This window comes from Neorhizobium galegae, assembly GCF_017877055.1.
Lineage (GTDB): Bacteria > Pseudomonadota > Alphaproteobacteria > Rhizobiales > Rhizobiaceae > Neorhizobium > Neorhizobium galegae_D.
The window spans coordinates 1,244,868-1,269,675 of the sequence record NZ_JAGIPG010000001.1; the positions used below are offsets into that span (position 1 = coordinate 1,244,868).

Here is a 24,808-nt window from a genome sequence, read left to right on the forward strand (position 1 = left end):
CGGACACCGGTGCCACCGAGTTCGACAGGCGTCTCCTCCAAGCCGTCCTGTGTCCTTGCACCCTAATTAAGAACGAGTTGAAATAGCCTGTCAATAATTAATTCCGATTGAATTATTTATTTCTCATGCCATAGTTTGCCGAAGTGGAGGTTCGGAATCTGACGATCTATGTACGGTGTGCCCTAGGGTTTAACTCGGGATATCAGGGAGATACCTTGCATTCCCGAATGAGGTACTGCCGTCGGTTCCACGCTTCTGGGAGGAAGAGCCATGTCAGTTTCAGATAGCGTGGCGCAAGGCCATGCGCTGCTGGGCAATTTCACCGGCGGCTCAAACCAGGTGCGGGTCAGGGCCTATAACGAGCGGCTCGTGCTTTCGCTGGTGCGGCTGAACGGTTCCATGTCGAAGGCGGATATCACCCGGCGCAGCGGGCTTTCGGCCCAGACCGTCTCGGTCATCATGCGGGCGCTCGAAAAGGACGGCCTTCTGTTGCGCGGTGAACCGGTGCGTGGCCGGGTGGGGCAGCCTTCGGTGCCGATGCGCCTCAATCCGGATGCGGTCTATTCGTTCGGCGTGAAGATCGGCCGGCGGAGCGCCGACCTGGTCCTGATGGATTTTGTCGGCCGCATCCGGCTGCAGTATCACGAATCCTACGCCTATCCGCTGCCCGGGAAGATCATCGAGATCATCACATCCGGCATTGCGCGGCTCGAAGGCCAGTTGAACGAGGTGCAGCGCGGCCGGATCGCCGGGATCGGGATCGCCGCGCCGTTCGAACTCTGGAACTGGGCCGAGGAGGTGGGCGCGCCGCAAGGGGCAATGGAAGTCTGGCGCGGGTTCGATCTGCAGGCGGAGATCGCAGGCCAGGTCCAGCACGCGGTCTACCTGCAGAACGACGCGACAAGCGCCTGCGGCGCCGAACTGGTGTTCGGCGTTGGCCCCTCCTATCCGGATTTTGTGTATTTCTTCATCGGATCGTTCATCGGCGGCGGGATCGTCCTGAATTCGGCGATCTTTTCCGGCCGGACCGGGACCGCGGGCGCGGTCGGGCCGCTTCCCGTGCGCGGCGGCGATGGCGAGACACGCCAATTGCTCGATATCGCCTCGATCTTCGTTCTGGAGAATCTTCTGAAAGAGCGGAACATCGATCCGCAGCCGCTCTGGTATTCCGCCGACGACTGGATCGATTTCGGGGAGCCGCTTGATCTCTGGATCCGGCAAACCGCGGATGCGCTTGCCCAGGCGATCGTTGCGGCAGCCTCGATCATCGATTTTGGCGCGGCCGTGATCGATGGCGGTTTTCCGGCCTGGGTCAGGCAACGGATCGTCGCATCGACCATCGATGCAGTGGCGCGGCTCGACCTTCAGGGCGTCATCATCCCCGATATCATCGAGGGAATGGTCGGTTCGCAGGCGCGGGCGATCGGCGGGGCCAGCCTGCCGATCTTTGCCAAATACCTGTCCGACCAGAACGTGCTTTTCAAGGACCTGCGCGAAACGGCGGCAGGTTCATAGGCGGCTGGATATCGGCCAGAGGTCGCTTCAGCGGCCCTTGGCCTGACGCCAGCGGGCGAAGTCGGATTTGCTTTCCTCCTTCGTCGGCGGGTAGAGGCCGATGATCGAGCGGCCGTTCAGGACTTCCTCGGTCACGAAATCCTCAAACACAGTCATTTCGATCACCTCGTCGGCGATTTCGTCGGCGATATGCGCCGGGATGATGACGACTCCCTCGTTGTCGCCGACCACCACGTCGCCCGGCCAGACGGCGACGTCGCCGCAGCCGATGGGCACGTTGATGTCGAGTGCCTGGTGTAGGGTGAGGTTAGTCGGGGCGGAGGGGCGGTTGTGGTAGGCCCGGATGCCGAGTTCGGCGATCTCGGGGCTATCGCGAAAACCGCCGTCAGTGACGACGCCGGCGACACCGCGCACCATCAGGCGCGATACGAGAATAGAGCCGGCGGAGGCCGCGCGGGGATCCTTGCGGCTGTCCATGACCATGACATGGCCGGGGGGGCACTGCTCGACGGCGGCACGCTGCGGATGCTCCGGGTTCTGAAACGCCGAGAGCGGGTTCAGGTCTTCGCGCGCCGGGATGTAGCGCAACGTGAAGGCCTGGCCGACCATGTTTCCGGGTTTCTGGGAAAGCGGCCGGACATCCTGGATGAACTGGTTGCGCAGGCCGCGCTTGAAGAGCGCGGTGCAGATTGTCGCGCAGCTGACGGCCGCGTATTTCTGGCGTGTGGCGTCGGAAAGAACGTAGTCGGTCATGGGGTTCCACTCGGAGATATCGGGTCAGAAAATATCGGGCTCGCCGGCGGTGGCGCCGAATTCCCGTTCGAGAAAGTCGAAGTCGCAACCTTCGTTGGCCTGCTTGATGTGCTTGGCAAACATCCAGCCGTAGCCGCGTTCGTATTTGTCGGCGGGCGCCACCCATTCGGCACGGCGCCTGGCGAGCGTTGCTTCGTCCACCAGCATGTCGATCGAGCGGTTCGGCAGATCGACGCGGATGATGTCGCCGGTGCGCACCAGCGACAGCGGGCCGCCAACATGGGCTTCAGGCGCCACATGCAGGATGCAGGCGCCGTAGCTCGTGCCGGACATGCGGGCATCGGATATGCGCAGCATGTCGCGATAACCCTGTTTCAGGATCTTCTTCGGGATCGGCAGCATGCCCCATTCCGGCATGCCGGGACCGCCCTTGGGGCCGGCGTTGCGGAGGATCAGCACGTGGTCGGCGGTGACGTCGAGGTCCTCGCGGTCGATCATCGCCTTCATTTCCGGATAACTGTCGAAGACGAGGGCGGGACCTTCGTGGACCCGCAGCCGCGGCTCGCAGGCGGAAGGTTTCATGACGCAGCCGTCCGGCGCGAGGTTGCCCTTGAGGACCGCCAGGGAACCCTCATGATAGATCGGGTTCGACAAGGGGCGGATGACGTCGCTGTTGTAGACTTCCGCGCCTTCCAGCGTCTCGCCGAGCGGGACACCGCTGACGGTCATGGCGTCGAGTTTCAGGAGATCCTTGATTTCCGACATCAGGGCGCGCAGGCCCCCGGCGTAATAGAAGTCTTCCATCAGATATTTGTCGCCGGACGGGCGGATGTTGGCGACGACTGGCGTCGTGCGTCCCGCCTTGTCCAGATCGTCCAGTGTCAGCGGCACGCCGGCGCGGCGGGCCATCGACAGCAGATGCACGACCGCATTGGTGGAACAGCCGGTCGCCATGGCGACGGTCGTCGCATTGTGGACGGCATCCGGCGTGATGATCTTGTCAGGCGTCAGTTCATCCCAGACCATTTCGACGATCCGGCGGCCACAGCGCGTGCTCATGCGCATATGGTTGACGTCGGCGGCCGGAATGGAGCTCGCGCCGGGGAGGGTGAGGCCGAGCGCTTCGGCAATCGCGGTCATGGTGCTTGCGGTGCCGAAGGTCATGCAATGGCCGTAGGAGCGGGCAATGCCCTCTTCGACGCCAGTCCATTGTTCTTCGGAAATCGTGCCGGCGCGGCGTTCGTCCCAGTATTTCCAGGCGTCCGAGCCGGAGCCCAGCCATTCGCCCTTGTAGTTGCCGCGCAGCATCGGGCCGGCGGGCAGGAAGATCATCGGGAAACCGGCGCTGATGGCGCCCATGACCAGAGCCGGCGTGGTCTTGTCGCAGCCGCCCATCAACACCGCACCGTCGACCGGATGGGCGCGCAAGAGTTCCTCGGCCTCCATGGCGAGGAAGTTGCGATAGAGCATCGATGTCGGCTTCAGCGCGCTTTCGGAGAGCGACTGGACCGGCAGTTCGACCGGGAAGCCACCGGCCTGAAGCACGCCGCGCTTAACGTGTTCGACGCGATCCTTGAAATGCGCATGGCAGGCGTTGAGGTCGGACCAGGTATTGAGGATGGCGATGATCGGCTTCTTGCCCCAATCCTTCTCGTCAAAACCCATCTGCATCATTCGGGAGCGGTGTCCCGACGAACGGAGATCATCCGGCGCGAACCAACGGGCGCTGCGGAGATCGGCTGCTTCCTTAGTCATGCTTGTTCTTCCAGAAATTCTGCCATCACTCCACGATCGTTCATGGTCGATCATGGGGACGGAGCTCCTCCCGCCCGGCGCCAGCTTAAACACGCTGGTTTTAAATTGATATATCAAATTTCAGGTGCTAGATCGGCACAAGGACAAGGTGGAGAATGCGGATGGGAGGCGGCGATAACGCGCTTCTGCCAGTGGCGCCGGTTTTTCTGAAAAGCCTGCGCGACCACGTTTACGGGCTGGTACGCGATGCCATTCTTTCCGGCCGGCTGAAGAGCGGCGAAAAGCTGAACGAACGCCATCTCGCCGGCCAGCTCGGCATCAGCACGACACCGCTGAAGGAGGCTTTGCGCGTGCTCGAGGCCGAAGGGCTGGTGCGGCCGGAGCCTCGCCGCGGGATTTATGTCACCTTCAATGCCGGCCAGGCGGAAGAGATGATGCTGGCGCGTGCTGCGATCGAGAGCATGATTGCTCGCCAGGCCGCCAAGCGGGTGAAGGATGAGGACGTGGCCGTGATGCGCGAACTCATCGTCGAGATGCGGACCGGCCTCGAGACGGTGGACGTGCTCCAGTTCATCGCTCTCAACGAGCGCTTCCACAACGTCATCCATGAAGCATCCGGCTGCGGCTATCTGCGTCGCCTGCAGGGTGGCCAGAGCATCTACACCCATGCAGCCCGTCTCAGCGTGCTGTCGGAGGAGCGGGAGCGCTTTCTGGCGGTCGAGGAGCATGAGGCCATTGCCAATGCGATCGTCGACCGCGATCCCGATCTCGCCGAGCGCCTGATGCGCGATCACGTCATTCGCTCGGGCGAGAAACATCTGGTTCGCGTGTCTCAGGCATGAAATCGGGGAGGGGTTTTGATGACCGCAAATCTGATGAGCTAGATCGCTCGGCGGAGAAAAATGCACCGCACAAAATATTTGTCGGATGCGCCCTTCCAGAACTCGCACATTGCACAAGCCGCCCTACATAACAGTGGCTTTTATGTGTTCCAGGCCAAGTCAAACGAGGTGGGACTGGCGATCCGGAGGGAAATTCTGTCATGTCTTTGAAAAAGAAGCTTTTAGGCATTGCTTTTGCGCTTGGCGTTTCGGCCACCATGGCCAATGCGCAGGTCGTCGTCTCGTCCAAGATCGACACCGAGGGCGGCGTGCTCGGCAACATTATCCTTGCCATGCTGAAGGCAAACAACATTCAGGCCACCGACCGCATCCAGCTCGGTGCGACGCCGGTGGTGCGCAAGGCGATCACTGCCGGCGAGATCGACATCTATCCGGAATATACCGGCAATGGCGCGTTCTTCTTCGAGAAGGGCGACGATCCTGCCTGGAAGAACCCGCAAAAGGCCTATGAAGCGGTCAAGAAGCTCGACTACGATGCCAACAAGATCGTCTGGCTGACGCCGTCGTCAGCCAACAACACCTGGGCGATCGCCGTTCGCAAGGATGTCGCGGATGCGAACAAGCTGAAGACGCTGACCGATTTCGGCAAATATGTCACGGCCGGCGGCAAGATCGTGCTGGCGGCCTCCTCCGAATTCGTCAATTCGGCCGCAGCATTACCGGCCTTCCAGACGACCTACGGCTTCAAGCTGAAGCCCGACCAGCTGATCACGCTTTCCGGCGGCGATACGGCGGCAACCATTGCTGCGGCCGCCAACCAGACCAACAATGCCAATGCCGCCATGGTATACGGCACCGACGGTGGCATCGCGCCGTCCGGCCTGGTGGTTCTCGAAGACGACAAGGGCGTTCAACCGGTCTATCAGCCGACCCCGATCATTCGCGAAGCGGTGCTCAAGAAGAACCCGAACATCGAGGCGGTGCTGAAGCCGGTCTTCGCCAAGCTGGATCTCGTCACCCTTCAGGATCTCAATGGTCGCGTGCAGGTGGGTGGCGAGCCGGCCAAGGCGGTTGCCGAGGACTTTCTCAAGAAAAACGGCTTCCTGAAGTAATTCCTTTTCGGAGCTGTTTTGTGTCAACATGGGCCGGGCGCTCAAGCGTCCGGCTTTTTCATCGGTGGTGAGTCGCTTATAGGCAGGGACGGTTTGAGAGTTCGGTTCGATAAGCTCGGCATCGTCATCGCCCTTCTAGCCGCCTACGGTGCGCTCTGGTCGTCGTTTGCGACGCTCAAGCCCAATCGCATCGTGCAGGGGAAGGCGGGATCGATGCTCGATTCATTGCCGGCCTGGGCAGGCTGGGCACTGATCGGCGTGCTGGTTGTCGCAATCGCGGCAGCACTCTTTCGCGCGTCTCCCTGGATCAAGCTGATCGCTGCCGTCGCAGCACTTGCGGCGCTGACGCTTTCGATCGGATACGCCGCGACATTCCTGACACCGGCCGGCAATACCTATGCCCGGGTGTCACCCGCTTCAGGCTTCTGGATCCTGCTGTTCGCCTTCGCGCTTCTGGCGGCCGATGCGATCACGCGGCTCGATCCGCCGCCGGGGATGCGGGTCCTGTTTTTGCTTCTGGCGGCGGTGGCGATCGGTGCGCTGCTGATGTCGGGGAGCTGGAACGGGCTGTCGATCATGAAGGAATATTCCGGCCGCGCCGATGTCTTCTGGGTCGAGGCGGGCAAGCATGTGGAATTGGCGCTTGGCTCACTGTTTGCCGCAGTCCTGGTCGGGCTGCCGCTCGGCATTCTCTGTCATCGGGTGGCGCCGCTGAGGGATGGCGTGCTGAACACGCTGAACCTCGTCCAGACGATTCCGTCGATCGCGCTTTTCGGCGTCCTGATCGCGCCACTCGGCTGGATCGCCACCAATGTGCCGGGGGCGGCCGCGATCGGCATCCGCGGCATCGGGGTGGCTCCGGCCTTCGTGGCGCTGTTTCTCTATTCGCTGCTGCCTGTCGTCGCCAATACCGTCGTCGGACTCGCCGGCGTGCCGCGTGCCGCTAATGACGCGGCTCGTGGCATCGGCATGACCGGTCGCCAGCGGCTGTTCAAGATCGAGTTTCCGCTGGCGCTGCCGGTCATCCTGACGGCGATCCGCATTGTCCTCGTCCAGAATATCGGCATGGCGACGATTGCCGCGCTGATCGGCGGCGGTGGCTTTGGCGTGTTCGTCTTTCAGGGCATCGGCCAGACGGCGATGGATCTCGTGCTGCTCGGCGCCGTGCCGACCGTGGTGCTCGCCTTTGCCTCGGCCGTCGTCCTCGACGCGCTGATCGAGATGAACTCCCTCGTCCCCAACGGAGCCAGATCCGCATGATCGAGATCGACGCCATTTCCAAGCGCTACGATGGGGTACCCGTCGTCGACAACGTCTCGATGGTGATCGAGCCGCGCACCGTCACGGTCGTCGTCGGTACCTCGGGCTCCGGCAAGACGACGCTGATCCGGATGATCAACCGGCTGGTGGAGGCAAGTGAAGGCGCGATCCGGCTTGACGGCGAGGACAACCGGTCGATCCCCGGTTACGAATTGCGGCGTCGGATTGGTTACGCGATCCAGGGGCACGGGCTTTTCCCGCACCGGACGGTGGCGCAGAATATCGCGACGGTGCCGGGCCTGCTCGGCTGGAAGAAGGCCCGCATCGACGCCAAGGTCGAGGAATTGCTGACGCTCTTCCAACTTGAGCCGAAGACCTTCGGCCCCCGTTATCCCCACGAACTTTCCGGCGGCCAGCAGCAACGTGTCGGCGTGGCGCGGGCGCTTGCAGCCGAACCCAACGTGCTTCTGATGGACGAGCCCTTCGGAGCACTCGACCCGATCATCCGCGCCAAGGCGCAGGAGGATCTGCTGGCGATCCAGAAACATTTCGGCACGACGATCGTGCTTGTCACCCACGATATGAACGAGGCCTTTCATCTGGCCGACAAGATCGCGGTGATGGACAAGGGCGGGGTGGTGCAATACGGGCCGCCGGCCGAACTGGTGCGATCGCCGGCCACGCCTTTCGTCGAAACGTTGATCGGCGATGCGGAGCGGCCGTTCCGGCTGCTTTCTATCGCCAAGACCGGTGCTGCGGCAGAGCCGGGCGATGCGGACGGCGCGCCGATTAGCGAGGACAGGAGCCAGCAGGAGGCGCTTGCCGATCTGATCTGGAGCGGCCGAGATGCGCTCCCGGTCATCTCGAAGAACGGTGTGCCGATGGGCCGGGTGACGCTGGACGCGATCCTCAAACGTGCTGCGAGGCCGCGATGAGGGCTTGGGCGCCGACCATCCTGCGCGGCCTGCTGCTTGTGGTGCTGATCGCCTTCCTGCTGTCGCCGGGAAGTTTCGAGCCGTTGCTGAAGCCGCTCGTGCAGCAGAACGCACCGGCGATCTACAATCAGGGCAGCCTGCTCAGCCTAGCGCTCCTGCATTTACGGACGGTCTTTATCGCGACGCTGGCTGCGACGATCATCGCCGTGCTTCTGGCGATCCTCGTCACGAGGCCGTTCGGGACGGAGTTCCTGGCGCTCTCCCGCAGCCTCGTCAATATCGGGCAGACCTTTCCGCCGGTCGCGGTGCTGGCGCTTGCCGTGCCGGCTGTCGGTTTCGGCGAGAAGCCGACGTTGATCGCGCTGTTTCTCTACGGCCTGCTGCCGATCTTCGAAAACACGCTGACGGCGCTGACCAACCTGCCGCGCTCGGTGATCGAGGCGGCGCGCGGGGCGGGGATGACCAATTTCCAGCGTCTGATGCAGATCGAATTGCCGCTGTCGCTGCCGGTGATCGTCGCGGGCATCCGGCTTTCGGTGGTGATCAGCCTTGCCACGGCGACGATCGGTTCGACGGTTGCGGCAAAGACGCTCGGCGAGGTGATCATCGCCGGGCTGCAATCCAATAACCTCGCCTTCGTGCTGCAGGGCGGGTTGATCGTCGGCGCGCTGGCCGTGCTGATCTATGACGGGCTCTCGGCGATCGAAGGCATGCTGGCCCGTCGGACGGGTTCGGCCTGAGCTTTGTCAACCGTGGCTGGAATCAGTCGGCACGACCGGTTCCACATCCTCTTTCAGGTTGCCGCGGTGGAAGATGAACAGACCGGCGATGACGATAATGCCCGCGCCCATCCAGGTCTGCGCATCTGGCAGGTCGCCGAAGAACAGCCAGCCGAGAATGACCGCCCAGACTAGCAGCGTATATTGCAGCGGCGCGAGCACGGAGGCAGGCGCGAGCTTCAATGAGCGGGTGATCAGGAGATGGGCGATGCAGGCGACGACGCCGAGCAGCAGCAGCGCCAGCAATTCGCCGACATTGAACGGGCTCCAGTGGCCGATGCTGAGAAATATGCCGGCAACGAGGCCGGCAACCGTCTGCCAGGTAACGAGCGTCGCATCGGTCGTCGCGCGCAGCCTGCGGTTCAGGACCAGGGTGAGCGCGAAGGACAGGCTGCCGACGAGGCCGAAGACGGAAGGCCATGCCAACATCTGCGAAGAAGGCCGAAGCGCGATCACGACGCCGACGAACCCGATGAGGACGGCGAGCCAGCGCCGCCAGCCGATCCGCTCGCCGAGCAGGAAATGAGAGAGGGCCGCCACATAAATTGGCCCGGCCATGTAGAAGGTCATTACGTCGGCAAGGGGCAGATAGATTACGGCCGCATAAAACAGCGCCAGATCGCCGGTGGCGAACACGATGCGCAGCACCTGCAGCGGAATTCGTTCGACCTTGTACAAGGTCGAGATCGGCTGGCGGGCGATCATCGGGCCAAGCACGAAGAAGGCGCCGAAGGAGCGGATCACCAGAACCTGGCCGACCGAGAAACTCGCGACCAGCCATTTCCCCATGGCGTCGTTCAGCGAGAACATGAAGGCGCCAAGCAGAAACAGCAGAACGCCGGCCAGCACGGCATTGCCGCCGAGGGCGGAAGAGGCTCTTTTGTTCATGACGTCCGGCCGCTCCCGACTCTGATCCTGCAATTCGAAAGCCGGGACTTACCCGGCGAGCCTGCCACCTTGCAAGGGTTTTGGTGCACCGGTGGTTGTCGGGAAGCTGATCGGCATGCCGCGCAGCACGCGGACCGCGAGGAAAGCGAAACACTCGGCCTCGACCGCATCGCCGCGCCAGCCGAGCGTATCCGCGGAGACGGCTTTGACGCCCGCTCGGCTTTCGATCATCGACATGATCGTCGGGTTGTGACGCCCGCCGCCGCTGACAATCAGCCGCTTCGGCCGATGCGGCAGGAGATCGAGCGCCTTGCCGACAGCGGAAGCGGTGAAGGCCGACAGGGTCGCCGCGCCGGTGGCGTCATCAAGACCGTCCGCCATGGCGGCGGTGAAGTCGAAGCGGTCGAGCGATTTCGGATAGGGCGCTGCGAGATAGGGATGCTCAAGCAGTTTGGCGAGGCGTTCCTCATCGACGATGCCAGAGGCGCCGAGTGCGCCGTTGTGGTCCATTTCGCCGAGGCCGCGCGCTTTGATGAAATCGTTGAGGGGTGCGTTGGCAGGGCCGGTATCGAAGGCGATCATCAGGTCCTTGCCGTCCCACCAAGTGATGTTGGCAACGCCGCCGAGATTGAGCACGGCCGTATCGCCGCTGGTATCGACGCCACGCAGCAGAGCGGAATGGTAGGCGGCGGCAAGCGGGGCGCCCTGGCCGCCGGCGCGCACGTCCGCCGAGCGAAAGTCGTAGGCGACCTTGGTGCCGAGAATCGAGGCCATCAACTCGCCATCGCCGAGCTGGCGGGTGTCGCCGATCCGCTCCTTCGTCGGCGCGCGGTGGAGCACGCTCTGGCCGTGGAAACCGACGATGCCGATATCGGCCATGGTCAGCCCGGTGCTTTCGACCAGTTCCCTGACGGCATAGGACTGTGCCTTTGTCAGTGCCTCTTCCGCCTCTTTGAAGATCGCCGGATCGGGGCCTTCGAAATTCCAGACGCGGGCCTGCGCCAGCGTCTCCTCCAGCAGCGCGCGGATTTCCGGCCGATACGGGGCAAGCGTATAGGCGCCAAAGGTCTCGATCGTTTCGCCGTCGGTCTTCAGGAGCGCTACGTCGATATTGCCGTCGAGAACGGTTCCGGTCATCAGGCCGACGGCCCAGATTGGCTCCATAGTCTGGTTCCTCAAGGTTGATTGACGAGATTGCAGACCGCCTGGCGCAGCGTCAGGATGCCGCTGTCGAAATGGCGGGTCGGATGGATGCGGTTGGTGAGCAGGGTCACGGCGCGGCCCTTGTCGAAATCGATCAACAGGCTGGTGCCGGTGAAGCCCGTATGGCCGATGGTGCCGGCACCGCACAGCTCGCCGCCCCACCAGTCGGCAAAGGGATGTTCCCAGCCGTGGGTGCGTCTGTTGGAGAGCGGCGTGCGCATCAATGCGATCGCGTTCCTGGAGGCGCCGGTGCCGTCGAGCAGGCTTTCGGCGAAGTCCAGAACGGACGTTACGGTGCCGAACAGGCCGGCATGGCCGGAACCCTGCAGCGCCGCGCAGTTCTCGTCGTGCACTTCGCCGCAGAGAACCCGGTGCCGCCAGGCGCAGTCTTCGGTGGCGGCGGCGTTTTCCGGATCGGCGGACCAGGCAAAGCCCGGCCCGGGATCGATGTCGCGGATCGTCTTTTTCGCCAGCCGTTCGAGCGCGAAGCCGAGCAGGATGAAGTTGATGTCGGAATAGACCGGCGGGCCCGCTTTCCATTCGCGCTGCAGGATGAAGGCGCGGAGCAGATCCGGATCGCGGCCATAGGTATAGATCGGCTCGACGCCCGGAAACGGCGTCTGGTGACCGAGGCATTGGCGGAAGGTGATCTTCCGTTCCCAGGCCTCGGCATTGTACTGGCGCAGGTCCGGCAGCAGCGTGGTGAGCGGCGCGTCGAGATCGATCACGCCGTCGTCGGCAAGCTTCAGGATGCGCCCCGTGGTGAAGATCACCTTGGTGAGCGAGGCGAGGTCGAACCAGGTGTCCAAGGTCATCGGACGTTGAGTGGGAACGAATTGGGCCGAGCCGATGGCGCGGGTCATGCGGCCGTGCTTCAGGTCGACAACGCCCAGCACACCGCCCGGGATGCGATTATCGGCGACGGACTGCGTCAGTGGGGCGAAGGCGCGTTCGAAGACGGTGGCAAGTTCGGGACTGGCGGAAGCTTTATCGTTCATGATCGTTACATCCTCAGGCTTCCGCTCGTGCCCGGTGATCGCGTCCATAGGTTCGCCATTCGGCGGGCGGCGGTTCGAAGCCCTGCGGACGGACCAGCGACGGGACCTGGCGCGTGTCGAGTTCGAAATGCTGGTTGCGGCGCTCGATGCTCGGGACGGCGGAAATCAGCCGCTTCGTGTAGGAATGCTGCGGGTCGGACAGAACCGATGCGGCATTACCGATCTCGACGATCTGGCCAGCATAGAGCACGGCGATGCGATGGGCGATACGCTCGACGACAGCCATGTCGTGTGACACGAAGAGATAGGCGAGGCCGTATTCGTGCTGCAGATCGACCAGCAGTTCCAGCACCTTGGCCTGTACCGAGACGTCCAGCGCCGAAACCGCTTCGTCGAGCACCACGATCGATGGATTGAGCATCAACGCGCGGGCGATACAGAGGCGCTGGCGCTGGCCGCCGGAGAATTCGTGCGGGTAACGCAGCAGGCTGTTTTCGGGCAAGCCGACGCGCTTCAGCAGCGCCACCATTTTCGCGCGCGTTTCGGCATTGATCCGGCCGCCGGCGGCGATCACCGGTTCCGCAAGGATGCTGTCGATCCGCAGCCGCGGATTGAGCGAGGCATAGGGGTTCTGGAAGACCATCTGCACGGAAGGATCGCTGCCATCCACGATCGTTCCGTTGTTGGCGGAAAAACTGCCGCGGGTGGGCTTCACGAGACCTAAGATGGCGCGGGCGGTGGTCGATTTGCCGGAGCCGCTTTCGCCGACGATCGCCAGCGTCTCGCCCGGCATCAGGTCGAAACCGACATTCTCGACCGCGTGGACCGAGCCCGGCGAACGGCTGAGAATGCTGCCGGCCACCTTGAAGCGAACCGTCAGGCCCTCGACCGTCAGGGCAGGGACGATTGCTTCGGACTGCTCGCGGTTGAAATCGGAACGCGCGGCGCGGCCGGATTCGAAATGCGGCACGGCGCTCAGGAGATGCTGGGTATAGGGATGTTTCGGCTGGTCGAGGACATCACCAAGCAGTCCCTGCTCGACCGCTTCGCCGGCCTGCATGACCATGACCTTGTCGGCGATACCGGCCACGAGGCCGATGTCATGGGTGATGAAGATCATCCCCATGTCGGTCTCGCGCTTCAGTTCCCCGAGCAGCGCCATGATCTGCGCCTGGACGGTGACGTCGAGCGCGGTCGTCGGTTCGTCGGCGATCAGCAGGCGCGGATTGCAGGCCAGTGCCATGGCGATCATGACCCGCTGGAGCATGCCGCCGGAAAGCTGGTTCGGGGTGTATTTGAGGCGCCGTGCCGCGTCGGGAATGCGTACCCGGTCGAGTGCGTCCTTGGCCGCGGCCGTCGCCTGCCTGCCGGTCAGCCCGCGATGCAGGCGAAACGATTCCTCGATCTGGCGGCCGATCGTCAGGACCGGGTTCAGCGAGGTCATCGGCTCCTGGAAGATCATGCCGATCTCGGAGCCGCGGATCTTTTCGAGCACCGGCTCGCCGGCTTTGGTGATGTCGAGAACGCTGCCGTCGGCGCGTTTCAGGGTGATCGAGCCGCCGATGATGCGACCGCCGCCGAAATCCACCAGCCGGTTGACGGAGAGCGCGGTGACGGATTTGCCGGAGCCGCTTTCGCCGACAATCGCCAGCGTCTCGCCGGCATCGAGGTCGAAGCTGACGCCCTTGACGATCTCGTTGGCTTCGGGATTGCGCCCGAAACCGACGCGCAGGTTCGATACCGAGAGAAGCGGCGTCATGGAGCGGACCTCCGCGTCTTGGGATCGAGGATGTCGCGCAAAGCGTCGCCGAGCAGGTTGAAGCCTAAAATGCTGATCATGATGGCGACCGCCGGGAAGATCAGCATCCAGGGCGCATTTTCCATCAGGTTGCGGCTGTCGGCAAGCATCAGTCCGAGCGAGGAGGCCGGCGGCTGGGTGCCGAGGCCGAGGAAGCTCAAGCCGGCTTCGGTCAGCAGCGACCATGCCAAAGCGAGCGTGACCTGAACCGTCAGTGGTGCCACGAGATTGAGGAGAAGGTGCCGGGTCAGGATATAGCGCCTACTTGAGCCGAAGGTGCGCGCCGCATCGACGAATTCGCGAGCCTTGATGGAGAGGGCCGGGCCGCGCACGACGCGGGTGAAGATCGGCGTATAGACGATGGCGATCGCAGCCACGCTGGTCCAGGTACCTGGGCCGACAACGGCGATGATGAGGAGGGCGAGCAGGATGGCCGGGAAAGCGAGCAGCACGTCCATGATGCGCATCACGAGGCCGTCCCAGGCCTTGCCGAACCAGGCGGCGGTAAGGCCGAGTATGGTGCCGGCAAACGTCGCGATCGCCACCGAGCAGAAGGCGACGAGGAAGGACTGGCCGATGCCGTTCATCAGCCGGCTCGCGATATCGCGGCCGAACAGGTCGGTGCCCATCCAATAGACCGCGTTCGGCGCGTGCAGCCTGTCGATGCGGAACTGCTGCAGCGGACTGTAGGGAGTGACGTCAAACATGCCGAGCAGCGCGACGGCGAGATAGATCACAACGATCGTACCGCCGATCCTGCCGCTGGGATGGCTGAAAATTGCACGCAATATCGACATCACTTGCTCTCTCCGAGCCGGATGCGCGGATCGAGCGTCACATAAGCGAGGTCGACGAGCAGATTGACCACCATGAAGTTGAAGGCAATGAACAGAACGCAGCCCTGCACCAGCGCATAGTCACGCTGCAGGATCGCTTCGAGGACGAGGCGGCCGAGGCCGGGAAGAGCGTAGATCTGCTCCACCAGCACGGCGCCGCCGAGCAGGTAGCCGAATTCGACGCCGCTCAGGGTGACCACCGGGATCAGCGCATTCGGCAGGGCATGGCGCCAGATGACGCTCCGCTTCGGCACGCCCTTCGAGCGGGCCGTGCGGACATAGTCGTCGCTCAGCACATCGAGCATGGCGGACCGCGAAATGCGGGTGACGGAGGAGGCGAAAGCGAAGCCGAGTGTCACCGCAGGCAGGATCATCTGGCCGAGATTGCGTAGCGGATCGGTGAATAGCGGCGTGAACTCACCCATCGTCGGCAGGATGCCGAAGCCGGCCGAGAGAGCATAGATGATCAGCAGGCCGACGACAAAGTTCGGTGTCGACTGGCCGATCATTGCGAAGATCCGCACTGCAAGATCGGACATCTTTTCGTTGCGGGTGGCGGCAAATACGCCAGCCGGCAGGCCGACGAGAAGCGCCACGCACATGGACATCAATGCGAGCTGCAGCGTCAACGGAAAACGTTCGAGGATGATGGCCAGAGCCGGCTTGCCGTGGATCACGGAAATGCCGAGATCGCCCTGCAGGACGCCCAGAAGCCAGCTCCAGTATTGTACCAGGATCGGCTTGTCGATGCCGAAATAGGCAGAGAGCGCCGCCCGCTGCGCCGGCGTCAGCAGGCCGGCTTCGGTGCCGAGCATCGCGGTGATCGCGTCGCCCGGCACCAAGCGGATTGCGACGAACACGAGGATGGAAACCCCGAGCATGACGAGCGGAAACGTCAGAAGCCGTCGCGTCAGATAGTTCATGGGTCAACCAACCTCGTATACGTAACGTCAGGCAAACATCACTGCAGGGTGACTTTGCTCAGGCCGAACAGCGAGCCTTCCGGCGTCGGTACGAAGCCCTGAACGTTCTTCTGCTGTGCGGTGTAGCTGTAGGACGTGTAGAGCCAGGCCCACGGAGCGACTTCGACGAGGTGCTTTTCGAAGTCGGCGAAGATGACCTTGCGCTTGGCAGGATCGGTCTCGACGCGGCCCTTCTGCATCAGGCCGTCGAGCGTGTCGTCGATGTAGTTGGTGACCTTCTGCAGGTTGCCGGTCTTGGTCCAGTAACGGTTGTACATGGAATAGGGATCGGCCCGGCCGCCGTTCAGCGCCACCGCCATATCGAAATCGCCCTTCAGCCAGGCGTCGACATAGACGTTGAGCTCCATCATCTTGATGTTGAGCTTGACGCCGATTTCGGCGAGCTGGGACTGCAGAACCTGCGCTTCGGCGGCAGCGGTCGCGGGTTCGCCGTTGGCGGCGATGACGGTCGCGGTAAAGCCGTTCGCAAAACCTGCATCAGCCATCAGCTTCTTCGCCTTGGCGATGTCCTGCTTGTAGCAGAACAGCGTGCTGGCATCGGACGTGTAGCCGGGCATGGTCAGCGGACCGGTAACCTTGCCTTCGCCGACGGAGGCCGTATCGAGCACGTCCTTGCGGTCGATGGCGCAGGAGATCGCCTGGCGCACGGCGAGCACGTCCATCGGCTTGCGGGACGGGTTCATCTGCAGCACGTGGTAGGCGAGAACCGGCGTGCGGTTGAGGACCAGGCTTGTTTCCTTCGGCACGAGGGTCGCCACAAGCGGATCGTTGATCAGCGCGAAATCGACCTGTTTGGTGCGCAGCGCCGCGAGAATTGCGGTTTCGTCCGGCAGGACGCTGATATCGATGCCGTCGATGGCGATCTTGCCGCCGGCCCAGTCCTTGTTGGCGGAGAGCGTTTCCCTGGAATTCGGCTCCCACTTGTCGAGCTTGAACGGGCCCGAGCCAAGCGCCTTGGTGCCGATCGTGCCGGCGGTGATTTCAGCTGCCGGTACGATCGCCGCGTTAATGCTTGCCATGGCGGTCAGCAACGGCACGTCCGGCTGCGACAGCTTGAAGACGACGGTCGCCTGATCGGGGGTCTCGATCGAAGCGATCGACAGGAAGTTGGCGCGCGCGGCGGCTGCAGTCTTTTCGTCGAGAAGGCGCTCGAAGGAAGCCTTCACGTCGGCTGCGGTCACCGGCTTGCCGTCCTGGAATTTTGCGCTCGGGTTGAGCTTGAACGTGATCTGCTTGGCATCGGGCGCAAATTCCCACGAAGCGGCGACGGCCGGGACGATCTGCAGGTCCTTGTCGAAACGGACGAGGGGTTCATAGATCAGTTCCAGCAGGCGGATCGAAGAAAATGCGGTCTGCTTGTGCGGATCAAGGCCGGTCGCATCCTGCTTCCAGGCCATTTTCAGCGACGCGGCGGAGGCCGGCGAGGCGATTGCGGTTGCGCCGATGGTGACCGCCAGCGCAAGGCCGGACAGCAGTTTAGTCGAAAGATGTCTTCCCATTTTTATTCTCCCTCTCTTGATATCTGTTCGTCGTCTCGACCAGCCACATTCGAGCAGCGGTCCGTCATTCAGCAGCTTTACGCTGTCTTCCCATCAATTGCCTTGCGGAGGAAGCCTCCGGCATCGTCGAGCGCCCCGCGCGCCGTATCGACATCCATTCCCGTCAGCGCGATCAGGATCGCCAGTTTGACGTCGTTGCCGGTGAGGTCAAGCACGCGGCGCGCCTCTTCCGTCGTGCAGCCGGTTGCCTGCATGACGATGCGGGCGGCGCGGGCGACGAGCTTCTGGTTGCTGGCATGCAGGTCGACCATCAGGTTCTGATAGCTCTTGCCGATGCGGATCATGCTCGCCGTAGTCAGCATGTTGAGTACGAGCTTCTGGGCCGTGCCGGATTTCAGCCGGGTCGAGCCGGTGAGGATTTCCGGGCCGACGACCGGCGAAATGGCAATATCGGCAATATCGGCGATGACGGCATCGGGATTACAGGAGAGGGCGACCGTCTTCGCCCCAAGCCCCTTGGCATAGTTCAAGGCACCGATGACGTAAGGCGTGCGGCCGCTGACGGCGATGCCGACAACGACGTCGTCTGCGGTCAGGCCGATGTCGGCGAGATCCTGCTGGCCCTGTTCCGGGCTGTCCTCTGCGCCTTCGACGGCGTGCTGGAGGGCGTGGCTGCCGCCGGCGATCAGACCGACGACCATGCCTTCCGGGACGCTGAAGGTCGGCGGGCATTCAGAGGCATCCAGTACGCCGAGGCGGCCGCTGGTGCCGGCGCCGATATAGACCAGCCGGGCGCCCTTCTGGAAAGCGCGAACGATTTCCTCCACGGCCTCGGCGATCTGCGGGATCACCTTCTCCACGGCCGCGGGAACGCCCTGGTCTTCCTCGTTGATCTCGCGAAGGACATCGACTGTCGGCAGGAGATCGATATCCATGGAGCGGGGATTGCGGTCTTCCGAAACCAGTCTTTCCAGTTCGGATATCAGCCGTTCGTCGCTCATGACCCTGCCTTCGAGATCGGAGGGCGGCGCAGCGCTTCGCAGGATCGGCGTCATACGATGTTGCTCCTCACCCTTTGTTATCCTTTCCTTGAGGATTAGGATCATCCATTCCATGAGTCAATGGAAAATTGGAATATATTATTCCACATCACTCCGCCTTTTCTGAAGGCGGGATTGCGGTTCAGGAGGCTTTGACAGCTTGGCGGGCAAGGATGATCGCGCCTGAGACGGCATCGCCGTCTGCGGGCTTCAGGCGGCGGCGGACGTCGGGCGCCAGCCAGGCCTCCAGCGGGCTCGACAGGCCGCCAAGCAGGGTAACGCGCGGAGCGCCCTGATCGAACAGCGTGCGGACCAGCGTGTCGATCTGTTCGGCAGCACTTTGGACGATGCGACGGCCGGCGGAATCACCCTGGTCCGCATGCCGCATCACCATCGGCGCAAGCGAGGCATAGTCCGTGGCGGACGAACGGTCCATCCAGGCTATGGCTTCGAAAGGATCGTTCTGGAAGCGCTGCATGACCTCGATCAGGAGGGCGGTTTTCTCAATCCGTCCGTCGTGAGCCCGGAGTGCCAGTTGTACCGCTTTCAGGCCGAGATCTGCACCGCTGCCTTCATCGGAAATGGGAAATCCGTATCCGCCGACGCGCAGGCTGCGTCCTTCGGCGAAACCGAGCCCGATCGAGCCGGTGCCGGCGATGACGATCGCGCCGTCGCGGCCGGAATGGGCGCCGAGGCAGGCGCCCATTCCGTCGCTGACGAAATCGATGCTGGCGAACCTGTGGGGGATCGCCTTCAAGGCCTCGACCGAACCCTTGCGACCGGTGCCAGCAAGCCCGATGCCCACATGGGTGCGGGCTATCTCGTCGGACCCGAACCCGGCTTCATCAAAGGCGGCATTGAACGCGCGCGAGATCGAGGCCCAGGCTTCTTCGATACCGAGCCGCGTCGTGGCAGGGCCGGAAAGGCCCTGGCCAAGGACAGAGCCGGATTGGTCCTCGATACGGGCGCGGCAGCCGGTACCGCCTCCATCGACGCCGAGGAAAAAGCGTTCCGTTCCGGCCGTCATGCGCTGATCCGCTCGATATCGGCTCCGCATTGGCCAAGCTTGCGGTCGAGTTGTTCGTATCCGCGGTCGAGATGGTAGACGCGGTTGATAACCGTTTCACCCGAGGAAACCAGCCCGGCGAGCACCAGCGAGACGGAGGCGCGCAGATCCGTCGCCATCACCTGCGCTCCCTTCAACGGGGCGCCGCCGCGTACCAGTGCGGTGGTGCCCTGCAACGCGATATTGGCGCCGAGGCGCATCAGTTCCGGCACGTGCATGAAGCGGCTTTCGAAGACGGTTTCGCGGATCAGCGATGCACCTTCGGCACAGGCTGCAAGCGCCATGAACTGCGCCTGAAGATCGGTCGGGAAACCCGGATAGGGCTCGGTGGTGATATCGGTCGCCTTCAGCGGACCTTCGCGCGAAACGACGAGGCCGCGATCGCTCGGCCAGATGCTGACGCCCATTGCTTCCAGCACCTGCACGATGGAGGCCATGTTCTCCAGCCGGGCGTTGGTGAGCTCCAGCATGCCGCCCGTAATGGCGGCTGCGACCGCGTAGGTTCCGGCTTCGATCCGGTCGGGAATGCCGTGATGCTTCGCCGGCTGCCAGGTGGTCGAGCCTTCTACCAGGATGCGATGGGTGCCGGCGCCTTCGATGCGTGCACCCATGGCGATCAGGCAGGCGGCGAGATCGCCGACTTCGGGTTCGCGGGCGGCGTTGAGGATCTCGGTTTCGCCCTTGGCGGCGGTGGCGGCCATCATCGCCGTCTCCGTGGCACCGACGGAGGGGGAGGGAAGCACGATGCGTCCGCCCTTCAGGCCGCCCGATGCCGAGGCGACGATCAGGCCGTTCTCGATATCGATGTCCGCCCCTAGCGCTGCGAGCGCCTTGATATGCATGTCGACTGGGCGCGCACCGATGGCGCAGCCGCCAGGCAGCGAGACGCGTGCCTGGCCGAAGCGGGCGAGCAGCGGTGCAAGCACGAGCACGGTGGCGCGCATCTTGCGGACGGTGTCGTAGGAAGTTTCCTTCGAGACGATTGCCTTGGCATCGACGATGGTGGAATGGCCGGTGCGGGTGATGGCGGCGCCATGGAGCTCGACGACCCCCAGCATGTTTTCCACATCGCTGACCTGCGGCAGGTTGGTGAGCTCGACCGGGTAGGGACTGAGCAGCGTTGCCGCAATCTGCGGGAGCGCCGCGTTTTTCGCCCCGGCAATGGTGACGGCTCCCTGGAGCCGATGACCGCCGACGATCCGTAATCTGTCCATGACGAAACCTGTCGAAGAGGTGCAGTGAATCTCAAAACAATCTGCGCTCCCTCGAAACTAAACCACAAGGCGCCCCTGTCAATCATTCGGAATTTTTTATTCCTTTGCGCGGCATTATCTGCGATAATTCATCCTCGGCTCGGGGATGGAAACGCTGTTGCGGACGACCGTTGCGGTGATATCCTCCACCATCGCCAAAACCGCATCGGGAAGCTTCTGAAGGAACGCATGTCAGTCTTAAAGAAGATCAACGCGCAGATCGAGGATATGGCACCGGCGGACCGGGAGATCGGCCAGTTCATCCTCGACAATCCGGACCAGATGCTGCGGCTTTCCTCGGCAGCGCTTGCCGCCGAGACGGGGCGCAGCCAGTCGAGCGTCGTGAAGTTCAGCCAGAAGCTGGGTTTTGCCGGATACCAGGAGCTGAAGCTCGCCGTCAGCGAGGCGAAGGCGCAGGAATGGCATGCACCTCCCGGCATGATCCACGGCTCGATCGAGGTCGGCGACAGTTATCTGACGATCCTGCAGAAGCTGATCGGCAGCAAGATGCTGTCCATGCAGCAGACGCTTGCGGTCAACAACGAACAGGAGATCGAGCGGGCGCTGACGGCTCTCAACGATGCGCGCCGCATCCATATGGCCGGCGTTGGGGCTTCGTCGCTGGTCGCGCGCGACTTTTCCTACAAGCTGATGAAGCTCGGGCGCAATGTGCTGCATGACAGCGACAGCCATGTGCAGATGGCGAATGTCTCGACGCTCAACAGCCAGGACGTACTGCTGGCACTTTCCTATTCCGGCACCAGTTTCGAGACGCTGAGGATTGCCGAACTGGCGCGCCAGCGCGGCGCGACGGTGATCGCCATTACCGGCCTCAACGGAAATCCGCTGATGCAGGCTGCGGATATCCGGCTTTATACGGTGGCCGACGAGGAACGCGTGCGGTCGTCGTCCATTACCGCGCGCGACGCGCAACTGATGCTGACGGACTTGCTGTTCATCCTGCTCGTCCAACGCCAGCCGGACGCCAATGAATATGTCCATAACAGCGAACTGGCGGTCTCGGTCCTGAAGGCAAAGTGACCCAAGGTCAGGCGGCCAGGCGATGCCTGAGGCGCATCACCTTGAAGAAGCCATTCGGAAACACGCGCCGGATCTCCGCGACTTCGAAATCCCCGCGACGCTCGGCCCATTCGACGATCCGGGCGATGCGGAAGGAGGAACTCCACCCGACCCGATGTACCAATGGCGCAACGGCATGTTCGATTGCGCCTTGCAGACCGCGCCCGTCACCGAGCTTGCTCGCAACGATGATCTCGCCGCCGGGACGCAGGACGCGGGCGCATTCGTCGAGCGCCCGTTCCGGATCCGGGATCAGGGTGATGACGAAGGGCAGGCAGACGACATCGAACGAGCGGGCGGCAAAGTCCAGGTTGTGCGCATCCATGACCCGCAGCGCCTGAACATGAGTAAGACGGTTACGGGCGACCTTCTCACGCGCCTTGGCGATCATGTGTTCGGAAAGATCGATACCGGTGACGCGGCAATGTTTCGGATAATATGGCAATACGAGCCCGGTGCCGACGCCGATTTCGAGAATGTCTCGTCCGGCCTCGGCGGCGAGCCTTGCGACCGTGCGATGCCCGTCGCGCAGCAAGCCGCGATAGACCCGGTCGTAGACCGGCGCCCACCGTTCATACACTTTCTGCTGATGTTCGGCGCTGTTGCGGATCACTGCCAAGATCGTCCCCCTCCGGCTTGCCATGGGTCGGCTGAAACTCAGGACGAAAACGATAGTTCCGCTTCACGACGGATTTGCGACGGGTTTTCTGATGTTACAGCGCGCGCATTGCTTCGATGAACTCTCTCGCTTTCTCGCGGATGGAGGCGATGTCGGCGCCGGGTTTGTAAAGGGAGGAGCCGATGCCGAAGCCGGCCGTGCCTGCCTGCGCGTAGACGGCCATGTTTTCAGGTGTGACACCTCCGACGGCGAGCACCGGGATCTCCTTGGGCAGTACCGCCTTCCACGCCTTGATGACATAAGGCGGGATCGCTTCCGCCGGAAAAGCCTTGATGCCGGTCGCGCCGGCCCCGATCGCTGCGAAGGCTTCCGTCGGGGTCGCGACGCCGGGCAGGCTCACCATGCCGACCGCGCGGCTGGCCTTGATGACTTCGACATTCGCATTCGGCGAGATGATCACCTTGGCGCCGGTCGCGGCAACGTCGGCGACCTGGGCCTGTGTCAGCACGGTGCCGGCTCCGATCAGGGCCTGGTCCCCGAAACGTTTGACGAGCTTTTCGATGCTCTTCAGCGGATCGGGGGAGTTGAGCGGCACTTCGATGATCCGCCAGCCGGCCTCGATCAGCACCTCGCCGACGCTTTCAGCCTCCTCTGGCTTGATGCCGCGCAGGATTGCGACGAGATTGCATGCCCTGAGCGCCTCTTCGAAGGTCATCTCGAAACTCCTTTATTGCGCGGCTTCGGCCGCGATCAGCATGATGCCGCGTTTCGCGGCGTTTTCCGGACCGGGTTCGACCGTCAGGCCGAACAGGGGTGCGATCCGGCCGTAGCGGCTGTTGAGCACGTTGTTGCCGACGATGCCGATCGTGTCGCCGTTCTTGAACCAGCCGGCGGCACGGGCCTGACGGAATTCCGAGCCGATGACGAGGCCGGAGACGTAGTCGAGGATATCATCAGGTTTCAATTTGCCGTCGAGAATGCCGGTGCGGGCGCTGAAGATTGCCGACAGGAAGGCATCGGCGGCCGCCGAATCGCTGGCTGCAAATTCCGCCCCGCGATCGAAGTTCTGCCAGTCCGGTTCGGCACCGGGCTTCGGCTCCAGAGCCTTGGCGATGAACGAATGTTTGGTCAGAAGCGCAAATACCTCGCCGGTCGCGTAGGTCTGGAAACCGTCGATGCGGTTGTCCTTGACCCGTGCCCATTTGCTATGGGTGCCGGGTAGGACCAGGGTGCGGTCGCGGTCGAGGCCGTAGCCGACGATCTGGGTTTCCTCGCCGCGCATCACATCCGGAAACGGCTTGGCGGCCGGATCGCGCATGCCGGGCAGGAAGGTGATGACGGCGCCGTTCTGAAGGGCGAGTTTGCGCGTGCCGGCGGCAAGCTCGGCGATCCCGCCGGGCGTATCCACATAGGGTACTTCGACCCAGCCGTTGCGGCTGGTGATCATGCCGCTTGCCAGGACGGGCAGGGGGCCGTGCGCCGAAAACCATTCGCCCACCGTTTCCATCAACGCCTGCTCGAAGGCGCCGTCCTTGACGAACTGGATGCCGCCGCTCGACGTATCGCGGGTATCGAGCGTTTCGCCTGTTTCCGAAACCAGCATGGCGCGCAGCGAGCTCGTTCCCCAATCGAGGATGATCGAGGTGGGTTTGGGCATGGTCACATTTCTCCCGAAGCGGCTTTCGCCCCTTCGATAGCCCGTGACCTATCACCCTGTCGAGAGGCGACCCGGCGGAAACCGGCGGCGATGTCGGGCGTGACGAGATTAGCGCCCGCCCCGAAGATCTCGAGCGCCGCTTTGTAATGCTCGGCGAGCGCTGCGTGACCGACGACGTTGATTTTCTTCGATTTGTCCTGCCCGAGCGCCTCGGAGATTTCCGCGCCGATCATCAGGCCGGCCAGGTAGTCGGCGATCTCTTCCGGCGCCAGACGGTCGAACAGGACGAGGCTGCGCGCTGAAAAGACGCGGGCGAGGATGCGACCGGGCAGGGTCTCTTGTTCAAGCGCTGTCTGGACGCCACGGCGAAAGGCTTCCGGGCGCGCCTCGTAGGTTGCCGGGATAAGGCGCGAGACAAGCGAATCCTTCTTGAGCAGATTGAGGATCTCGCCGGACATATAGGTGGTGATCGCGGTGATGCGACCGCCTTTCATTGTCACCCATTTGGCATGAGGACCGGGCAGTACGAAGATGCCGTCGGTTGCCGGGAGGCCGAAGAGCGACATTTCCTCGCCGCGCATCACGTCTGGAAGTGGCTTCGTCTGGGCGATGCCGGGCAGGAAGATCAGCGGGGGGAGGCCTTCGACCTGATGTGTCACAGCTTGGGCCAACAAATCCGCAGGCCCAGCCGGCACCGGTGCGAAGGGGCTTTCGATCCAGCCGTTGCGGCTGGTGACCATGCCGGAGAACAGGATCTTTTCCGCCTTGTCGGTCCACTCGCCGAGCTCTTCCCTGAGCGCGGTCTCGAAATCGCCGGCAGCGACCTTGGTGGTGCCGCGATCGCTCTTCCTTTCTCCGAGTGCTTTTTCGTCGTCGAGAAGCAGTGCACGGAAGGCGGCGGAGGTCCATTCGATTGCAATATACATGAAATAATCCT

Annotated in this window: 23 protein-coding genes; 7 read left to right on the top strand and 16 right to left on the bottom strand. The window is 63.1% G+C overall.

Annotated features, from left to right (window positions below; translation table 11 throughout):
* Positions 1-270: 270 nt before the first annotated feature.
* On the top strand, positions 271-1,515 hold the full coding sequence (locus J2857_RS05825) for an ROK family transcriptional regulator (protein WP_210009040.1): 1,245 nt from the start codon (positions 271-273) through the stop codon (positions 1,513-1,515).
* A 27-nt stretch (positions 1,516-1,542) separates the two neighbouring features.
* On the opposite strand, the gene J2857_RS05830 is transcribed toward J2857_RS05825, so the two are convergent.
* Positions 1,543-2,268 (bottom strand): ribonuclease activity regulator RraA, encoded by a 726-nt coding sequence (locus tag J2857_RS05830; RefSeq protein ID WP_210009041.1) that lies wholly within the window; start codon positions 2,266-2,268, stop codon positions 1,543-1,545.
* Between the two features lie 24 nt (positions 2,269-2,292).
* Positions 2,293-4,023, bottom strand: a complete 1,731-nt coding sequence (gene araD, locus J2857_RS05835) for an L-arabinonate dehydratase (protein WP_210009042.1) — start codon at positions 4,021-4,023, stop codon at positions 2,293-2,295.
* Positions 4,024-4,178: 155 nt separating this feature from the next.
* On the opposite strand from araD, the gene J2857_RS05840 reads away from it, so the two are divergent.
* From J2857_RS05840 to J2857_RS05860, 5 genes are all read left to right on the top strand, one after another.
* Positions 4,179-4,865 carry a GntR family transcriptional regulator gene (locus J2857_RS05840; protein WP_210009043.1) on the top strand — a complete coding sequence of 229 codons (687 nt, stop codon included), beginning with the start codon at positions 4,179-4,181 and terminating at the stop codon, positions 4,863-4,865.
* A 200-nt stretch (positions 4,866-5,065) separates the two neighbouring features.
* Positions 5,066-5,977 carry a glycine betaine ABC transporter substrate-binding protein OsmF gene (gene osmF, locus J2857_RS05845; RefSeq protein WP_210009044.1) on the top strand — a complete coding sequence of 304 codons (912 nt, stop codon included), beginning with the start codon at positions 5,066-5,068 and terminating at the stop codon, positions 5,975-5,977.
* Between the two features lie 93 nt (positions 5,978-6,070).
* Positions 6,071-7,237, top strand: coding sequence for an ABC transporter permease (locus J2857_RS05850; RefSeq protein WP_210009045.1), 1,167 nt, complete (start codon positions 6,071-6,073; stop codon positions 7,235-7,237).
* A complete protein-coding gene (locus tag J2857_RS05855; RefSeq protein WP_210009046.1) occupies positions 7,234-8,172 on the top strand; it encodes an ABC transporter ATP-binding protein in 939 nt (312 codons plus the stop codon). The genes J2857_RS05850 and J2857_RS05855 overlap by 4 nt, the downstream gene beginning before the upstream one ends.
* Positions 8,169-8,912, top strand: coding sequence for an ABC transporter permease (locus J2857_RS05860; RefSeq protein WP_210009047.1), 744 nt, complete (start codon positions 8,169-8,171; stop codon positions 8,910-8,912). Before J2857_RS05855 ends, J2857_RS05860 begins: the two co-directional genes overlap by 4 nt.
* Before the next feature lie 6 nt (positions 8,913-8,918).
* Here J2857_RS05860 and J2857_RS05865 read toward each other — a convergent pair whose 3' ends face one another.
* The 10 genes from J2857_RS05865 to murA form a co-directional block, all read right to left on the bottom strand.
* Positions 8,919-9,839, bottom strand: coding sequence for a DMT family transporter (locus tag J2857_RS05865; protein ID WP_210009048.1), 921 nt, complete (start codon positions 9,837-9,839; stop codon positions 8,919-8,921).
* 48 nt (positions 9,840-9,887) lie between these two features.
* Positions 9,888-11,003, bottom strand: a complete 1,116-nt coding sequence (locus J2857_RS05870; protein WP_210009049.1) for an anhydro-N-acetylmuramic acid kinase — start codon at positions 11,001-11,003, stop codon at positions 9,888-9,890.
* Positions 11,004-11,014: 11 nt separating this feature from the next.
* A complete protein-coding gene (locus J2857_RS05875; protein ID WP_210009050.1) occupies positions 11,015-12,040 on the bottom strand; it encodes a serine hydrolase domain-containing protein in 1,026 nt (341 codons plus the stop codon).
* Positions 12,041-12,053: 13 nt separating this feature from the next.
* Positions 12,054-13,799: an ABC transporter ATP-binding protein gene (locus J2857_RS05880; protein ID WP_210009051.1), complete on the bottom strand. Its 1,746-nt coding sequence runs from the start codon at positions 13,797-13,799 to the stop codon at positions 12,054-12,056.
* Positions 13,796-14,635: an ABC transporter permease gene (locus tag J2857_RS05885; RefSeq protein ID WP_210009052.1), complete on the bottom strand. Its 840-nt coding sequence runs from the start codon at positions 14,633-14,635 to the stop codon at positions 13,796-13,798. The genes J2857_RS05880 and J2857_RS05885 overlap by 4 nt, the downstream gene beginning before the upstream one ends.
* Positions 14,635-15,597: an ABC transporter permease gene (locus J2857_RS05890; protein ID WP_210009053.1), complete on the bottom strand. Its 963-nt coding sequence runs from the start codon at positions 15,595-15,597 to the stop codon at positions 14,635-14,637. Before J2857_RS05890 ends, J2857_RS05885 begins: the two co-directional genes overlap by 1 nt.
* Positions 15,598-15,635: 38 nt before the next feature.
* On the bottom strand, positions 15,636-17,156 hold the full coding sequence (locus J2857_RS05895; RefSeq protein WP_210009054.1) for an ABC transporter substrate-binding protein: 1,521 nt from the start codon (positions 17,154-17,156) through the stop codon (positions 15,636-15,638).
* Between the two features lie 77 nt (positions 17,157-17,233).
* Positions 17,234-18,157, bottom strand: coding sequence for an N-acetylmuramic acid 6-phosphate etherase (gene murQ / locus J2857_RS05900; protein WP_210010053.1), 924 nt, complete (start codon positions 18,155-18,157; stop codon positions 17,234-17,236).
* Positions 18,158-18,338: 181 nt separating this feature from the next.
* The gene (locus tag J2857_RS05905; RefSeq protein ID WP_210009055.1) at positions 18,339-19,223 is read right to left on the bottom strand and encodes an N-acetylglucosamine kinase; all 885 of its coding nucleotides are present in this window, start codon (positions 19,221-19,223) and stop codon (positions 18,339-18,341) included.
* Positions 19,220-20,476, bottom strand: a complete 1,257-nt coding sequence (gene murA / locus J2857_RS05910) for a UDP-N-acetylglucosamine 1-carboxyvinyltransferase (protein WP_210009056.1) — start codon at positions 20,474-20,476, stop codon at positions 19,220-19,222. The genes J2857_RS05905 and murA overlap by 4 nt, the downstream gene beginning before the upstream one ends.
* Before the next feature lie 228 nt (positions 20,477-20,704).
* Here murA and J2857_RS05915 point away from each other — a divergent pair, with 228 nt between their 5' ends.
* Positions 20,705-21,556: a MurR/RpiR family transcriptional regulator gene (locus J2857_RS05915; protein ID WP_038588004.1), complete on the top strand. Its 852-nt coding sequence runs from the start codon at positions 20,705-20,707 to the stop codon at positions 21,554-21,556.
* Positions 21,557-21,563: 7 nt separating this feature from the next.
* Here J2857_RS05915 and J2857_RS05920 read toward each other — a convergent pair whose 3' ends face one another.
* The 4 genes from J2857_RS05920 to J2857_RS05935 all read right to left on the bottom strand — a co-directional run bounded on the left by J2857_RS05920 (position 21,564) and on the right by J2857_RS05935 (position 24,797).
* Entirely contained in the window at positions 21,564-22,214 is a 651-nt protein-coding gene (locus J2857_RS05920) for a class I SAM-dependent methyltransferase (protein ID WP_210009057.1), read from the bottom strand.
* Positions 22,215-22,308: 94 nt separating this feature from the next.
* On the bottom strand, positions 22,309-22,929 hold the full coding sequence (locus tag J2857_RS05925; RefSeq protein ID WP_210009058.1) for a 2-dehydro-3-deoxy-6-phosphogalactonate aldolase: 621 nt from the start codon (positions 22,927-22,929) through the stop codon (positions 22,309-22,311).
* Positions 22,930-22,941: 12 nt separating this feature from the next.
* Positions 22,942-23,871, bottom strand: a complete 930-nt coding sequence (locus tag J2857_RS05930) for a 2-dehydro-3-deoxygalactonokinase (RefSeq protein WP_210009059.1) — start codon at positions 23,869-23,871, stop codon at positions 22,942-22,944.
* Positions 23,872-23,873: 2 nt separating this feature from the next.
* Positions 23,874-24,797: a 2-dehydro-3-deoxygalactonokinase gene (locus tag J2857_RS05935; protein ID WP_210009060.1), complete on the bottom strand. Its 924-nt coding sequence runs from the start codon at positions 24,795-24,797 to the stop codon at positions 23,874-23,876.
* Positions 24,798-24,808 lie beyond the last annotated feature (11 nt).

Excerpts from the sequence above, each read along its gene's own strand:
- osmF (WP_210009044.1), top strand. The coding sequence starts at position 5,066 with ATGTCTTTGAAAAAGAAGCTTTTAGGCATTGCTTTTGCGCTTGGCGTT.
- J2857_RS05905 (WP_210009055.1), bottom strand. The coding sequence starts at position 19,223 with ATGACGGCCGGAACGGAACGCTTTTTCCTCGGCGTCGATGGAGGCGGT.
- J2857_RS05840 (WP_210009043.1), top strand. The coding sequence starts at position 4,179 with ATGCGGATGGGAGGCGGCGATAACGCGCTTCTGCCAGTGGCGCCGGTT.
- J2857_RS05930 (WP_210009059.1), bottom strand. The coding sequence starts at position 23,871 with ATGCCCAAACCCACCTCGATCATCCTCGATTGGGGAACGAGCTCGCTG.
- J2857_RS05885 (WP_210009052.1), bottom strand. The coding sequence starts at position 14,635 with ATGTCGATATTGCGTGCAATTTTCAGCCATCCCAGCGGCAGGATCGGC.
- J2857_RS05860 (WP_210009047.1), top strand. The coding sequence starts at position 8,169 with ATGAGGGCTTGGGCGCCGACCATCCTGCGCGGCCTGCTGCTTGTGGTG.
- J2857_RS05875 (WP_210009050.1), bottom strand. The coding sequence starts at position 12,040 with ATGAACGATAAAGCTTCCGCCAGTCCCGAACTTGCCACCGTCTTCGAA.
- J2857_RS05890 (WP_210009053.1), bottom strand. The coding sequence starts at position 15,597 with ATGAACTATCTGACGCGACGGCTTCTGACGTTTCCGCTCGTCATGCTC.
- J2857_RS05870 (WP_210009049.1), bottom strand. The coding sequence starts at position 11,003 with ATGGAGCCAATCTGGGCCGTCGGCCTGATGACCGGAACCGTTCTCGAC.
- J2857_RS05865 (WP_210009048.1), bottom strand. The coding sequence starts at position 9,839 with ATGAACAAAAGAGCCTCTTCCGCCCTCGGCGGCAATGCCGTGCTGGCC.
- J2857_RS05915 (WP_038588004.1), top strand. The coding sequence starts at position 20,705 with ATGTCAGTCTTAAAGAAGATCAACGCGCAGATCGAGGATATGGCACCG.
- J2857_RS05825 (WP_210009040.1), top strand. The coding sequence starts at position 271 with ATGTCAGTTTCAGATAGCGTGGCGCAAGGCCATGCGCTGCTGGGCAAT.
- araD (WP_210009042.1), bottom strand. The coding sequence starts at position 4,023 with ATGACTAAGGAAGCAGCCGATCTCCGCAGCGCCCGTTGGTTCGCGCCG.
- J2857_RS05895 (WP_210009054.1), bottom strand. The coding sequence starts at position 17,156 with ATGGGAAGACATCTTTCGACTAAACTGCTGTCCGGCCTTGCGCTGGCG.
- J2857_RS05925 (WP_210009058.1), bottom strand. The coding sequence starts at position 22,929 with ATGACCTTCGAAGAGGCGCTCAGGGCATGCAATCTCGTCGCAATCCTG.
- J2857_RS05880 (WP_210009051.1), bottom strand. The coding sequence starts at position 13,799 with ATGACGCCGCTTCTCTCGGTATCGAACCTGCGCGTCGGTTTCGGGCGC.
- J2857_RS05830 (WP_210009041.1), bottom strand. The coding sequence starts at position 2,268 with ATGACCGACTACGTTCTTTCCGACGCCACACGCCAGAAATACGCGGCC.
- murA (WP_210009056.1), bottom strand. The coding sequence starts at position 20,476 with ATGGACAGATTACGGATCGTCGGCGGTCATCGGCTCCAGGGAGCCGTC.
- J2857_RS05935 (WP_210009060.1), bottom strand. The coding sequence starts at position 24,797 with ATGTATATTGCAATCGAATGGACCTCCGCCGCCTTCCGTGCACTGCTT.
- J2857_RS05855 (WP_210009046.1), top strand. The coding sequence starts at position 7,234 with ATGATCGAGATCGACGCCATTTCCAAGCGCTACGATGGGGTACCCGTC.
- murQ (WP_210010053.1), bottom strand. The coding sequence starts at position 18,157 with ATGAGCGACGAACGGCTGATATCCGAACTGGAAAGACTGGTTTCGGAA.